The 13,604-nt window shown below is 29.0% G+C and carries 11 protein-coding genes; 1 reads left to right on the forward strand and 10 read right to left on the reverse strand.

Going from position 1 to position 13,604, the window contains the following annotated elements; translation table 11 throughout:
* Positions 1-2 precede the first annotated feature (2 nt).
* On the reverse strand, positions 3-419 hold the full coding sequence (locus BED47_RS21755) for a hypothetical protein (RefSeq protein WP_069035416.1): 417 nt from the start codon (positions 417-419) through the stop codon (positions 3-5).
* 436 nt (positions 420-855) lie between these two features.
* Here BED47_RS21755 and BED47_RS23380 point away from each other — a divergent pair, with 436 nt between their 5' ends.
* Positions 856-2,343: a DUF6270 domain-containing protein gene (locus BED47_RS23380; protein ID WP_084007034.1), complete on the forward strand. Its 1,488-nt coding sequence runs from the start codon at positions 856-858 to the stop codon at positions 2,341-2,343.
* Positions 2,344-2,379: 36 nt separating this feature from the next.
* Here BED47_RS23380 and BED47_RS21765 read toward each other — a convergent pair whose 3' ends face one another.
* The 9 genes from BED47_RS21765 to BED47_RS21805 form a co-directional block, all read right to left on the reverse strand.
* Complete coding sequence (locus tag BED47_RS21765; protein WP_069035417.1) at positions 2,380-4,560, reverse strand: CDP-glycerol glycerophosphotransferase family protein; 2,181 nt, start codon at positions 4,558-4,560, stop codon at positions 2,380-2,382.
* A gap of 1 nt (position 4,561) precedes the next feature.
* On the reverse strand, positions 4,562-5,698 hold the full coding sequence (locus tag BED47_RS21770) for a glycosyltransferase family 2 protein (RefSeq protein ID WP_069035418.1): 1,137 nt from the start codon (positions 5,696-5,698) through the stop codon (positions 4,562-4,564).
* Positions 5,699-6,189: 491 nt separating this feature from the next.
* Positions 6,190-7,200 (reverse strand): dTDP-glucose 4,6-dehydratase, encoded by a 1,011-nt coding sequence (rfbB, locus tag BED47_RS21775; RefSeq protein WP_069035419.1) that lies wholly within the window; start codon positions 7,198-7,200, stop codon positions 6,190-6,192.
* 3 nt (positions 7,201-7,203) lie between these two features.
* On the reverse strand, positions 7,204-8,064 hold the full coding sequence (gene rfbD, locus BED47_RS21780; RefSeq protein ID WP_069035420.1) for a dTDP-4-dehydrorhamnose reductase: 861 nt from the start codon (positions 8,062-8,064) through the stop codon (positions 7,204-7,206).
* A 5-nt stretch (positions 8,065-8,069) separates the two neighbouring features.
* Positions 8,070-8,630, reverse strand: coding sequence for a dTDP-4-dehydrorhamnose 3,5-epimerase (gene rfbC / locus BED47_RS21785; protein WP_069035421.1), 561 nt, complete (start codon positions 8,628-8,630; stop codon positions 8,070-8,072).
* An 18-nt stretch (positions 8,631-8,648) separates the two neighbouring features.
* Positions 8,649-9,527 carry a glucose-1-phosphate thymidylyltransferase RfbA gene (rfbA, locus tag BED47_RS21790; RefSeq protein WP_069035422.1) on the reverse strand — a complete coding sequence of 293 codons (879 nt, stop codon included), beginning with the start codon at positions 9,525-9,527 and terminating at the stop codon, positions 8,649-8,651.
* 213 nt (positions 9,528-9,740) lie between these two features.
* Positions 9,741-10,694, reverse strand: a complete 954-nt coding sequence (tagU, locus tag BED47_RS21795) for a polyisoprenyl-teichoic acid--peptidoglycan teichoic acid transferase TagU (RefSeq protein ID WP_368072861.1) — start codon at positions 10,692-10,694, stop codon at positions 9,741-9,743.
* 217 nt (positions 10,695-10,911) lie between these two features.
* Positions 10,912-11,868: a UDP-glucose 4-epimerase GalE gene (gene galE / locus BED47_RS21800; RefSeq protein ID WP_069035423.1), complete on the reverse strand. Its 957-nt coding sequence runs from the start codon at positions 11,866-11,868 to the stop codon at positions 10,912-10,914.
* 92 nt (positions 11,869-11,960) lie between these two features.
* On the reverse strand, positions 11,961-13,364 hold the full coding sequence (locus tag BED47_RS21805) for a hypothetical protein (protein WP_069035424.1): 1,404 nt from the start codon (positions 13,362-13,364) through the stop codon (positions 11,961-11,963).
* Between the last annotated feature and the right edge of the window lie 240 nt (positions 13,365-13,604).

Raw genomic sequence — 13,604 nt, forward strand, 5'->3', positions numbered from 1 at the left:
CCTCATTTTCTTTTTAAATACTTCAACAACTTCCAATACTTCCTTGCCAATTTTCCAAACTTTGAGTTCCTAAACGTTTCATAATTTAATTGCAGCTTTTGATATTCCTCCTGCAATTTTTCATATTCATACGAACCAAACGACTGTTTTACTTCGTTTACAAGAACATAATCATCGAGCCCCATCATAAACTCCTCATGCTCTACAATTAAATCCAACTGCCGAAATAATTGCTCTTCCATTCTTTTTTCCAATTCCATTACCTTATCAGATAGGAACTGGTTTTGTTTCATTAACAATTCATTTTGTCGTTCAAGATTCGCATCGAAATCCTCATTCGAAACCTCTATTAAATTTGGTTTAAAATTTACAGTTGTTGAATCTACATGACTACTATTCAATAATTCACTATTCTTCATTTCAAACCTCCAGAACAATAAGATAAACACCGTAAGTAAGACGTGTTTATTAAAAAAAGAAAATTTTATTAATTAAAGATTAACGATTTTTTGTGAATTTACATGAGTATCCATGTTAAAAGTATGTAAAAAGTATAATGATAAGATTTACTAAATTAGTAGTGCATCAGAATGTTTTAAAATATAAAAAATCCCCAACTGTATTGTTCTTTTCCAATGGTAAGAGAATGCAATCACCGAAGTGTAGCTTCTTGTAATATATGATTCTTAGAAAATAATCTTAAATTCTAGTTAACATTCATTTAGGTAATTATTAAAAAAACTATTGTCTTGTTTAATAATAATAATCATAATGTTAATGTTAATATCTGTTAGCGTTTCGTAAATTTTTTTACGAATTCAAAAAATATTTTAATTAAATGGGATGGGCGGCTTTATGCTAAAAAAAATTGAATACTTAAAAGATGGAATTAGACTTTACATAGAAGATACAAACGGGGTTTTAAATGAATCCTCCTCATTAGTCTTAAAACAGAGGCCAAATAAACATATGAAAGTAAGTAGTGAAATATTGCAAAGCTTAAACAAAAAGATTGATAATCAATATATAGTAGATATTAACTTTTCTGATATAAAAAATATTAAATTATATCCAATCGAGATTTTTGATTTATATTTAGCTAAAGATGCTGAATTATTACCATTAGAAATTAATCGTAATCTTGAAATGCCAACTAAATATATGAGCTCAAAACTTCTAAACATTTATTATGTAAAGACATATATAACAAGTGATAATCGTATTGCTCTTTACTTAACACAAGATAAATTACATTTTAATCTAGTTAAAGCAGATTGTTATGAAGATTTTGTCCAACTTTCTATTACTAATCAAAAACAATTCAATCAAATCAAAACCGAACTAGCGATTAATACTCATTCATATAGTACACATATTGGAAATAACAATGAAATTTTGTGTTCAACCTTTAATGTATTTGATTTATTAAATAGCTATCCTGAATCTACCGACTTAGAACTTTTTGTACAAATTACATTAAACAAAAATATTATAGTTTTAATTAACTTATTAACTGAGAATGAAGCTAATCATCAAACTAAAAATTTTTCTCTTTTATTAAATAAGAACATTATTTCTATAAAAAGCAATGAAAAGAAATTAAAAATCGCTGCATTCGGATCTTGTGTTACACGAGATAATTTTAATAGTAAATTTAACTTAAATTATAGAAATCATTTTGAAGTACTTCGCTATCAAAATCAATCGTCAATCATTAGTTTAATGAGTAATCCGATTCCATATAATAGAGAGAAAATTGACAACTTAAATGAATATGAGCAAAATGATGTTTTCGATGACTTAGAAAAGAACTTTTTAAATGATTTAATCAGTAAGCAGCCTGAAGCTCTCATTCTTGATTTCTTTGGGGATGTATATTTTGGTTGTTTAAAGACGAATAGTTCATATATTACTAATAATCGTTGGAAAATCACTAAAACATCATTTTATAGAGAATTAAACGAAGTCAATACATTTAATTTGAATACTAACCTTAGCGAATATTTTACACTTTGGAAGCAAACAATTGATCAATTTTTACAAATTATTAATAGAGAACTTCCGAATTGTAAAATAATACTTCACAAAGCTAGATTTACTGGTATGTACTATGATAAGGACCATAGCATTAAGAAAATTATTTCTAACACTGATATCGATTTATTAAATGCCTTTTGGGACCAATTGGATGACTACGTGGTTTCAAATTACGAGGTTTCAACAATAAATGTAAAACAAAACTATATTTCTATTGCAGATCATGCTTGGGGTATTTTCCACTTGCATTTTGAACCAAATTATTATAAGAATTTTATTGCTCAATTAATAAAATTAACGAAATAAAAAAAGAGGGTGATATTCAATCACCCTCTTTTTGATTTATTTAATGTTCTTCTTAGTTTTGAAATTGTGATAAGACGTTTCAATTGCTTCAAATATTCTCTTTGAATTATTTGTGTCTTTATATTTAAATATTTTTCTCGAATTTTGTTGATATACTTGATCTGCTGTAAAATCCCTATTTGAGATTTTAATGATTTCATCAAGCAACTTTTCTTCATTATTAACTATAATTCCTAGATCACTATATTTAATTTGTTCAGTAGGTGCATGATGATTTTTATGTGGATCAAATTGATAAAATACTACTGGTTTATTCATATAAAAGAAATCACTTGAAACTGATGAGTAATCAGTCAATAATAACTTCGATTCTTTTAGTAGATCTGAAACTTTGGCATCTTTTTTTAATAAGAATTCAATATTTGGATGTTCTACAATAAAGTTTTCCAAGAACCGTTGCATCTGATGATGAATATAGAATTTAACCTGAATATTTTCCTTACTAATAAAATCTTGAAACTTTTTATTTGATATTAACTTTTTATACGTCTTAAAGTATTCCGAATTAGAGAATTGTTTTTTATTTATTTTAAATAAATGACGTCTCCAAGTTGGCATAATTAATATTTGTCTTTTCGTAATCGCATCATGTAAATTATCAAATCTAGCTAAACCGGTTACTTCAACTTCATCGCTTGGATAGTTTAGAGTTTCCATAATAATTTCTTTTTCAAATTCTGAACTAGCTATAATTAAATTTTGTTGATACTTTTTCTTGGATAAATACGGAGAAATATTATGAATAATAACGCCATGCTGGATACATACTTGAAACTTGTTCTTTAATTGCTCTCTAAATCTTGAGGTGAAATATTTTGAAGGATTTGGAAAACCACTTTCACTAAATGTCCAAGCACTAACATATACATCCGCTAATAGTGTGTAAATTTTATGTTTAAAGGAAGAGTGATGAATAATATTTCCTAATTTAGCTACTTTATCATAATGCGGAGAATTTTTTTCAATTATATAATAGATTTTCCTATTTGGATATTGCTCTCTACAATACTTAAAAAAGAAATATCCATTATCTTCAGCTTGATCGGCTCTTTCACAAACTAACCAAACCACTTTATTTAAATATAGAAGTTTATAGAAAGATACAATTAGAAGTAATAAATATTTAAATATTAATCCTTTTACTTTGCGCATTGCAGGTTTTACTATACGTAATGGTTTCGTCATTTTCCACGTTAAGTCTTCACTGGGATCGCCTGGATGCTTCTCTAAATAGTTACTATATTTATTAGCCGTATGATATTGGTATCTCTTACTCCGGAACAACTTCATATAACTAATGGCTTCAGTATATTTGTTCATGTTTAAGATTGCAAAAAATCCTTTATAGCCTTCTAGTTTTATATTCTTTAAGGTTTCAGGTAAATTTACTTCTTTTATTATTAATTGTAATAGTTCTAATAATTGAATTTGAATCTCTTCATCTATTTCATCGACAAATATCTTTTTATCAACTAAAAATATTAGTTGCTTAATTAATATACTATATGCAAATTTTTGAAGATCTTTATCGGATTCTTCTCTTATTTTTACAAACAAATAGTTAATTTCTTGAAATTGATTATGAATATACTCGTCATTAATCTCAGTATTTTTAATTGCTAATACATCATTCGTTCCAATATTTTTATTTGTAAAATATTGCCTTAATTGAAAATACTTTAATTCAAAATAATTAAACTCTTGAATTTTATTTTTTACAAAATAGTCCTTTAAGGTAATAGTTCTCATTAAATTCATACTCATTAGATCTGAATAAGTAAAATCATTCATATTTACTGGCTTCACTTCTAATTTTTTTGTATTTTCAGTAGGAAAAATGCAATCATATTTACCAGAATCAGCTATTCTTAAAAGTACTTCTAATAACTGCTTATTTATTTTAGTTTTTCGATCATAAATGAAGACATATTTGCCATTTAGGTCATTTGGCTTCAATTTTGTATTTATTACACTTAGGTCATTAAACTGATGCGTTAATGTTTTCTCAGTCTCTTCATTCAGTACTTCATTTTCAGTATTAAAAAGGATTAATTCAATTTGATTTTGTTTAATACTTTGATCCTTAACTGAATTAATACAATCAAGAGTTTGATTGATTTCCTCTTTTACAAATGGAATTATGATGCTAATTTGCAACTTACGACACCCTCTTCACAAGTCTGATAACTTTTCTTAATGGACTGGTCACTTTCCAAAAATTACTATTTCTTATTTTTGATGACTTTTTATAATCTTTCTCTAGTTCTTTGCTTATTTTAAACCACCATCTTCTAGAAATTAATAAAAGATTATAATCTAAAGCTTCCACGATATGACCAGAGCTAATTAAACTAATAATTGGTTCCTCTACTTCCATATATTCCTTAGTTATATCTGAATCATATCCTACCGCTACATCTTTTATTAAATTTAATAGATAATGTTGTTGATCTTTTGTTAACTTCTTAAAATCCGCATCTCCAATTTTCCAAAAAATAGATCTAAACACATTTATTTGAAAATATTTAAATTCTTTTTGTGTAAGTAAAGGTTTAATAATTAAAGCCGATTTTACATCGTTTTCTACAGTACTAATAATATCTCTTTGTGTTAGAGATAAATTTTTCTCATCATTTCTTGCTCGATATAAATAAATTACTTCAGGAATATAACTGAACTTTTTGGCTTTAGAGAATAATTGAATGTCATAATATTTGTCTTCACCATTTTTCATACCTTCAATAAAATTTATTTTATTTTTTAATAAAAACTCAGTTTTAACTAACTTTAAAATAATTGCTGTTTTAACTTGATAGAAAAATGGAACATTATCAATATTTACATCTATATATTTCTTTTGTAATTGGTATTGCTTAAATGTAACGTGTTCATGCCTACGTTTAGTTTCATCATCAAAACTTTGCATCTTACCCATTACAAAATCAGACTCACTATTTTCGATTACGTTAATTAATCTTTCATATGCATCCGCAGGTACAATGTCATCCGGGTCTAAAAAGATTGTATACTTACCTGTGGCATTTTCTATTCCAACATTCCTTGGTTTACCTGGAGCACCAGAATTCTCTGTGAAATGAATTACTTTAAAATTTTCATATTTCGCAGCATATTCATCAATAATGATAGGGGTACGATCTGTAGAGCAATCGTTTACCATAATTACTTCTAAATTTTCATAACCAATCGTTTGGTTTAATAATGAATTTAAGCATTCATGAATATAATTTTCGACATTATAAATAGGCAAAATTACCGAGATTAACGGTTGATTCATCCCTTATCCTCCTTGAATTAAAATTTAATTTCTCATTAAAATAAGCAGTTTTTTTTAATCAGTTTTTAATGATATAACTAGTAATCTACGACATTATATTTTTCTGAAAAAACATAACATTAAGAATTATATTTGAGCATAAAAAAATTGTAAATTTCGCATAAAAAAAACTTACAATTTTGTAATAGAATTGTCATTTATTGATATAAAATGTATTATAACATAAAAAAATGTTACTTATAAACGGTAAATAAAATTATAGTTAGAAAATGATTAAAAGAATCTTATTTAGGGATATTTACCAAAACATTAGAAAAAAATTGGAATTAACTAAGCTATTAGTTCTAGTTAAAATTACTCATAAACCACATATATAAAGAAGCCTAAATTACTATACTCTGAAATAAAAAAAGACGTTTTCAAATGAAAAGAAAACGTCTAAATTACTCTTATTATTTATAATGAAATTTCCTCATCAAGTTCATTTCTATTTATTTACCATATTGTTTTTCAAAATACTGTTTATACTCACCTGAAACAATCATTTCCCACCATTCCTTATTATCTACATACCATTCAACAGTTTGAACAATACCGGTATCAAAATTATAAGTTGGTTTCCAGCCTAGTCTTTCTAGTTTACTTGGATCAATCGCATATCTTTTGTCATGACCTAAGCGATCTTGTACAAATTGGATTAATTCTTCAGATTTTCCAAGAGTAGATATGATTGTTTTAACAACCTCTAAATTTGTCCGTTCATTATGGCCACCTACATTGTAAACTTCTCCATTTTCTCCTTTATGCATTACTAGATCAATAGCTGAGCAATGATCAAGAACATGTAACCAGTCACGAATATTTTCACCAGTACCATAAACAGGAACTTTTTGGTCATTTAGAACTCGTGAAATTGTTAATGGAATTAACTTCTCTGGAAAGTGATAGGGTCCGTAATTATTTGAACAACGTGTGATATTCATAGGAAAGCCATATGTTTCATGATAGGCACGAACTAGTAAATCAGATGATGCTTTACTTGCAGAGTAAGGGCTATTCGGTTGTAGAGGTGTATCTTCTGTAAAAAAGGTTGTAGGGTCAAAATCTAGATCACCGTACACTTCATCTGTAGATACATGTACAAATTTTTTAACGTTTATCGCTTTTGAAGCATCTAGTAAAACTTGAGTTCCTAAAACATTTGTTGTCACGAATATACCTGGGTCTGTAATTGAGCGATCAACATGACTTTCTGCTGCGAAGTGGATGACATAGTCGAACTTTTCTTTTTTAAATAATGTCATGATTTCTTCACGGTTTGAAATATCAATTTTGATAAAATGATATTTTTCATTTTGTTCGATGTTTTTATGCTTTGTTAAGTCACCTGCATAGGTTAATGCATCTAGATTATATATTGAATAGGATGGGTATTTATTGATCATGTATTGAACAAAGTTTCCACCGATAAATCCGGCACCGCCTGTAACAGCTACTTTCATGTTTTACTGTACCTCGTCTCTTTTATTTAATTGAACTAAATATCTAGCTAATGCGTCTTGCCATGAAGGTAAGGATTGAAAGCCATTCTCTACTAGCTTTTGTTTTAATAATCTCGAATTTTTCGGTCTAGATGCTCGAGTAGGGTAGTCTTCGGATGCAATCGATTTTACGAAAGTTTTACTATTGGTTTGTTTAAAAATTTCTTTTGCAAAATTAGCCCAACTAGTATAACCATCATTAGTTGCGTGATAGATTCCATAATTATCAGTTTTAATTAAATCTACTATTAATCTAGCTAGATCAACTGTATAGGTTGGAGAACCGATTTGATCTCCGACTATATTTAATTCATCTCTAGTTTCTGATAACCTTAGCATTGTTTTAATAAAATTATTCCCATTAACCCCAAAGACCCACGAAATACGAATGATAAAATAGTTTTCAATTAATGATTGAACAACTTTTTCGCCTTCATACTTTGTTAATCCATAATAACCGATTGGATCCGGTTGGTCATCTTCATTAAAAGGACTTTCACCTTTCCCATTAAATACATAGTCCGTACTAATATAAATGAACTTGGAATGATGATTTTTCGCAGCTTCAACTAAATATCTCGTTCCTTCAACATTTACATTCCAGCAATTCTCTTTATCATCTTCAGCTTTGTCTACCGCTGTATAGGCAGCACAGTGGATAATAACATCTGGTTCATATGAATCTACTAAAGAAAAAACTGATTCCCTATTAGTAATATCAAGCTCTTGTCGATTGTAACCCTTAACATTTAAACCATGTCGTTCACACTCTCGAACGACATCAAAGCCTAGTTGCCCACCGTAACCAGTTACTAAAACCTTCATATATATTACTCCTTATAGAAAAAATTATTTTCAGCATCCTTTAATAATGGTGCGATTTTGTCTTTTGCGGATAATAATGGAGAAATATTATTTGGCCATTTCACCTGAATTACAGGGTCATTCCAAACAATGCCACGATCACATTCAGGTGAATATAGCTCATCAACTTTATATTGGACTTCCACATCATCTGTTAAAGTCATAAAACCGTGGGCAAACCCTTTTGGAATCAATAATTGTTTTTTATTTTCGGCACTTAACTCGATACCGAACCACTTTCCGTAAGTCGGACTCCCTTTCCGAATATCGACAGCCACATCAAATATGGTACCCCTTGTACAACGAACTAATTTCGTTTGTGCTTTTGGAGACAACTGATAATGTAACCCACGCAATGTTCCCTTCAATGCAGAAAATGATTGATTATCTTGAACAAAATTTAAATCCACTCCATAATCCTTCATTTTAGAATCATTATATGTTTCCATAAACCAACCACGGTGATCACCAAAAACAGTCGGTTCAATAACTACAATTCCTTTTATAAAAGTTTCTGTAATTTTCATTGATAATGACCCCTTAAGCTAATATTTAATCTCTCCATTTGCAACTTTTCGTAAATAGTTACCATAACTTGTTTTACTAAGCGATTCGCTTAAATGTAATAATTGTTCTTTGTTAATCCACCCATTAATATAAGCGACCTCTTCAGGAGCAGATATTTTAATTCCTTGATGCTCTTCAATTGTTTTGACAAAATTTGTTGCCGATACTAAACTTTCATGTGTTCCAGTATCTAACCACGTATAACCGCGACCAAGTAACTCCACTTCTAATTCACCCAAATTTAAATAAGCTTCATTTACAGAAGTAATCTCCAACTCACCACGATTGGATGGTTTTACGTTTTTAGCAATTTCAATGACACGATTATCATAAAAATACAATCCAGTTACTGCATAATTTGATTTCGGAGCAACTGGCTTTTCTTCAATACTCAAAACTTTCCCAGACTCATCAAATTCTACAACACCAAATCGCTCAGGGTCCTGTACATGATAACCGAACACAGTTGCCCCATTTTCTTTCATTGCCGCTTTCTTTAAAATACTGCGTAACCCGCTGCCATAATAAATATTGTCACCTAATATCATCGCAACAGAGTCGTTTCCTATAAACTCTTCACCAATAATAAACGCTTGAGCCAACCCATCCGGACTAGGTTGTACTTTATATTTCAACGAAACTCCAAACTGAGAACCATCACCTAATAAAGCCTCAAAGCGAGGCAAATCCTCTGGAGTCGATATAATTAAAATCTCTCTAATACCTGCCAGCATTAAAGTAGATAACGGATAATAAATCATTGGTTTATCATACACAGGCAATAGCTGCTTACTAGTCACCATCGTTAATGGATAAAGTCGAGTACCACTACCACCTGCAAGTATAATCCCTTTTATCGCAAAGACCTCCTAAACATTTAGGAATATATATATTATTATGATGGTGGTTAAAGGGTTGTGTAGGTTAAATTCTTAGGGGATTTGAATGAAATGGTGAATTCAGTTGAAATCTTCGTAGAGGGAAAGTAGGTTCCTAGGGGTAAAAATGACATAAAAAAAGAACCACCGTTAAAAAGTTATTTTTTAACGGTGGTTCTTGAGAATTAGCTGTTATTTTATTTCTGAAGATAATTCTAAGTGCTGACGAAGATCATTCGATATTTTATCTTTTTCATCTTTCGGAACAATAAAATAATAAATTTTATCAATCATCTTGCCTTCACCTTTAACTTGAGTCTTACTAATATTTTGCGCAGCCTGACGGTAATCCTTTTGAATCGAAACCATATCACCTAGAGTAATATTCGTCACAACATTCTTTTGGATTGCTTGTAAAATCGATTGATAGTTTGTTAAAGAAGAAATTGAAGCTCCCTTTTTAATAACCGCTTCAAGAATTTCTCTTTGTCGAAGCTCTCGACCAAAGTCTCCACGTGGATCTAACTTACGCATACGAGTGAACTTTAAGGCATCATCACCATTTAAATGAAGTGGTCCTTTCGTAAAATGTACACCACCATAAGTAAAGTCTAAGTCATTATTTACATCAACTCCACCTACTGCTTCAACAATATCCTTAAAGCCTTCCATATTAACTTCAAGATAATAATCAATTGGAATATTCAAGAAGTTTTCAACTGTATCAACAGACATTTGAATTCCACCAAATGCATATGCATGGTTAATTTTATCTTCTTTACCTTTTCCAACAATCTCAGTTCTAGTATCACGTGGAATACTTACCATTTTTGTTGTATTAGTATTCGGATTAACCGTTAACACAATCATAGAATCCGAACGACCTTTATCACCAGGACGATGATCCACCCCTAATAGTAAAATAGAGAAAGGTTCTTTCTTTTCAACATTTACTTCTTCTTTTCGTTTATCTGTTTTCTTTATGTCTTTATAAATTGCGTCTGATGTTTTATTTACATTGTGGTAGATTGAATATGCATAACCGCCTATTCCTAGACCGATGACAACTAGTACACTTAGTACGATTATAAGTACTTTTTTTGCTGTGGACATTTTTTTAGATGAGCGTTTTTCTGATTTGGACAAGATTTTTCTCCTTTAATTATGAACTTATTTTCCGATGAAAAATAGTCAGAATTACTTACCTTTATATCTTACTTGTTTAGATAGGTATTTGCATAATTTTTATCGGTAAATTTCTTGTAATATTAAGTAAATAACATGGCCTCTTCATAAAAAGAAAGTCGTGTTAAATTTAGTTCATAATATATTTTTTATGGCACTCCTATCTAAATTACAACAATTAATAATTTTCCCAAGCATCCAAAATTATTTCTTCTAATTTATCGTATTTAGGTTTCCATCCTAAATTTTTCTGAGCTTTCTCACTAGAAGCAACGGATTTTACGGGATCTCCTATCCTACGTTCCGAAAACTCGAACGGAATATTTATTCCTGTAACTTTTTTGGCAGTTTCATAGGTTTCTAAAACTGAGAATCCTTTACCATTACCTAAATTGTAAATCCCAACTTCTGTTGTTCCATTAAATAATCCTTCAGCAGCTAAAATATGAGCATTTACTAGGTCTTCTACATGAATAAAGTCTCTAATACATGTACCGTCAATAGTGTTATAATCATTCCCAAATATAGTCACTTTATCAACTAATCCCTTAGCAACATTTAATATTCTAGGTATTAGGACAGTTTGATTTAATGGTGAATATCCTGTTTTCTTCCCTCCAGCTACATTAAAATACCTAAAAATTATATACTCAAGCCCATAAGATTTGTGACTCCATTGAATCATTTTTTCACTTGCTAACTTTGTTTCGCCATAAGGATTTATACAATTAGTAATATCATTTTCATTAATTAACTCTTTGTCAAGTAATCCATAAACTGCAGCAGTAGAAGAAAATACAATCTTTGTAACGTTATGTTTCTTCATTGAAGTTAATAGTGAGTTTACACCATTAACATTATTATCATAATATTCTAATGAATATTGTATACTTTCAGGTGCGATTAACTTTGCTGCAAAGTGCATGACAAGATCAATTTTTTCGTTTATAAATATTTCGTCTAATACATTGCTATCTCTAATGTCGCCCTTATAGAACGGGATATCTTTTACTAAAGCTTCTTCTGATCCTGTAGAAAGATTATCAAGGACAACTACCTCATGATTTTGCCTTAATAGTGCTTTTACAGCATAACTTCCAATGTATCCCGCACCACCTGTAACTAATACTTTCATCTTACATTCTCCTTACAAAAATTTAATTTTTTTTATTGAATCGTTTGAATTTATGTAATACCAAAACTATCAAATGCAAAAATATTATAAATTTATTTTAAAAGGACACTCTTTAACCTGCTTTTTATCTTTTGAATAGTGGTCTTTGGGTTAAATGGGTACGAAAGTAATTTATCGTAATTTAGTTTGGTAATAACTCTAAATAAACTTGAACCATCTGAATAAATATCTACATTTTTCAAACTTAGTCCTATCATAATGAAATCTCTGTTATTCATAGGTGATATTTCTTCTAAAGAAATATCTTGTTCAAATGGAAATTGACTGCCCCATATCCCTTGCCTCTGCTCCCAATAAAATAGATCTTTAATATTAATATTGTATTTTTCACAATACGAAAAATTATTCTTATACCATTTCCGTGCATTCTCAATTAAAAGCTGATTTTTAATAATTTTAATGGAGTTTATAAAATCATTCTCATCTTTTGGAAAACTAGCCCCATAATAAGATTTCAATACTTCTCCGCCGTTTCCATTAATATTTATTAAACCTTTAATCTGTCTGTTATTATGATAATGATATTGAATAATACCAATCTTTGGTAAAATCCTTGGAAATATATGAGATTGGAAATATTTTTCAGTAAAGTCTGGTTTTAGAGACTTTATATCATAATCACTAAAATCAAGATTAAAATCTCTCGAAATTGTTTTAGCTATTATTCTATCCATCTTTGTATTTGGCAAATTAAATAAATAATATTTTATTTGATTTTTATATTCTAAAGAAGCAGATAGTAATAATCTTGAATCATACCCAGCTGTTAAAGGCTGTATTAGTTTAAATTCATTTGAAAGAAATCTATAAGTCCCTTTCAATATTTCATTCATATAATTAATCTTATCTTCATTACTCAATTCATACTTAGAAATTCCACGTTTTTTAACAGTATTTTCTTTAAATGTATAATAATAATTAGGTAAAACTTGAAATATATCGTTATCATACCAATTTGGCCCTATCCATGGGCTCTCCAGATATTTATACAACTTACTATTAATAATTTGTTTAACATTTTTGGAAATTTCTAATTCTTTATTGCTGATTTCTATAAGAATTTTTTCGCTGGAAGAGATATATGTTTCATTTTTTTTTGAATAAACTAATATTCGTTTAGACGCAAAGGCATCTGGAAATATATATAAGTCGTCATTAAACTGAATTAAAATAACGTATCTTCCACTAATTCCATTAATCTTATTTATAAGAGTCTCAAAATTATCTGTATCACCAAGATAATTCGCCAATGTTTTTTTATTTAAATTTTTAATTGGATCAAACGCTATACCAATAATACACACTTTGCATTCATTTGAATAATAAGTGACTAAGTTATTATCACAGTAGACATACAGTCCGTTAAAGATTTCTTTCCTAAATCCCCTTAAAGTCTTTACTTCCTTTGTAGTAATATAGTACTGATTCCTATACATCTTTAATCCTTTCAATATAGTTTTTATAAAATAGTTTTTATGATTTAATTTTAATCGCTATATTTAAAACATAAAAAAGCTTCATAAATTCGGTTATTCCTAAAACCAAATTTATGAAACTTTTTATTAAAAATAATATTTTAATTTATTTATTTCTTATATGACTTTTTATTTTTTTGAGGAGGAAGCAGAGTTGGTGGAAAGAAATAAAGAGCTTTTATTTAAGCTGATTGTCGTAAT

It is taken from the genome of Gottfriedia luciferensis (assembly GCF_001712755.1).
In the GTDB taxonomy this organism is placed as follows: Bacteria; Bacillota; Bacilli; order Bacillales; family Bacillaceae_G; genus Gottfriedia; species Gottfriedia luciferensis_B.

Coding starts and splice junctions, on each gene's coding strand:
- BED47_RS21755 (WP_069035416.1), bottom strand. CDS start 419: ATGAAGAATAGTGAATTATTGAATAGTAGTCATGTAGATTCAACAACT.
- BED47_RS23380 (WP_084007034.1), top strand. CDS start 856: ATGCTAAAAAAAATTGAATACTTAAAAGATGGAATTAGACTTTACATA.
- BED47_RS21770 (WP_069035418.1), bottom strand. CDS start 5,698: ATGAATCAACCGTTAATCTCGGTAATTTTGCCTATTTATAATGTCGAA.
- rfbB (WP_069035419.1), bottom strand. CDS start 7,200: ATGAAAGTAGCTGTTACAGGCGGTGCCGGATTTATCGGTGGAAACTTT.
- rfbD (WP_069035420.1), bottom strand. CDS start 8,064: ATGAAGGTTTTAGTAACTGGTTACGGTGGGCAACTAGGCTTTGATGTC.
- rfbC (WP_069035421.1), bottom strand. CDS start 8,630: ATGAAAATTACAGAAACTTTTATAAAAGGAATTGTAGTTATTGAACCG.
- galE (WP_069035423.1), bottom strand. CDS start 11,868: ATGAAAGTATTAGTTACAGGTGGTGCGGGATACATTGGAAGTTATGCT.
- BED47_RS21805 (WP_069035424.1), bottom strand. CDS start 13,364: ATGTATAGGAATCAGTACTATATTACTACAAAGGAAGTAAAGACTTTA.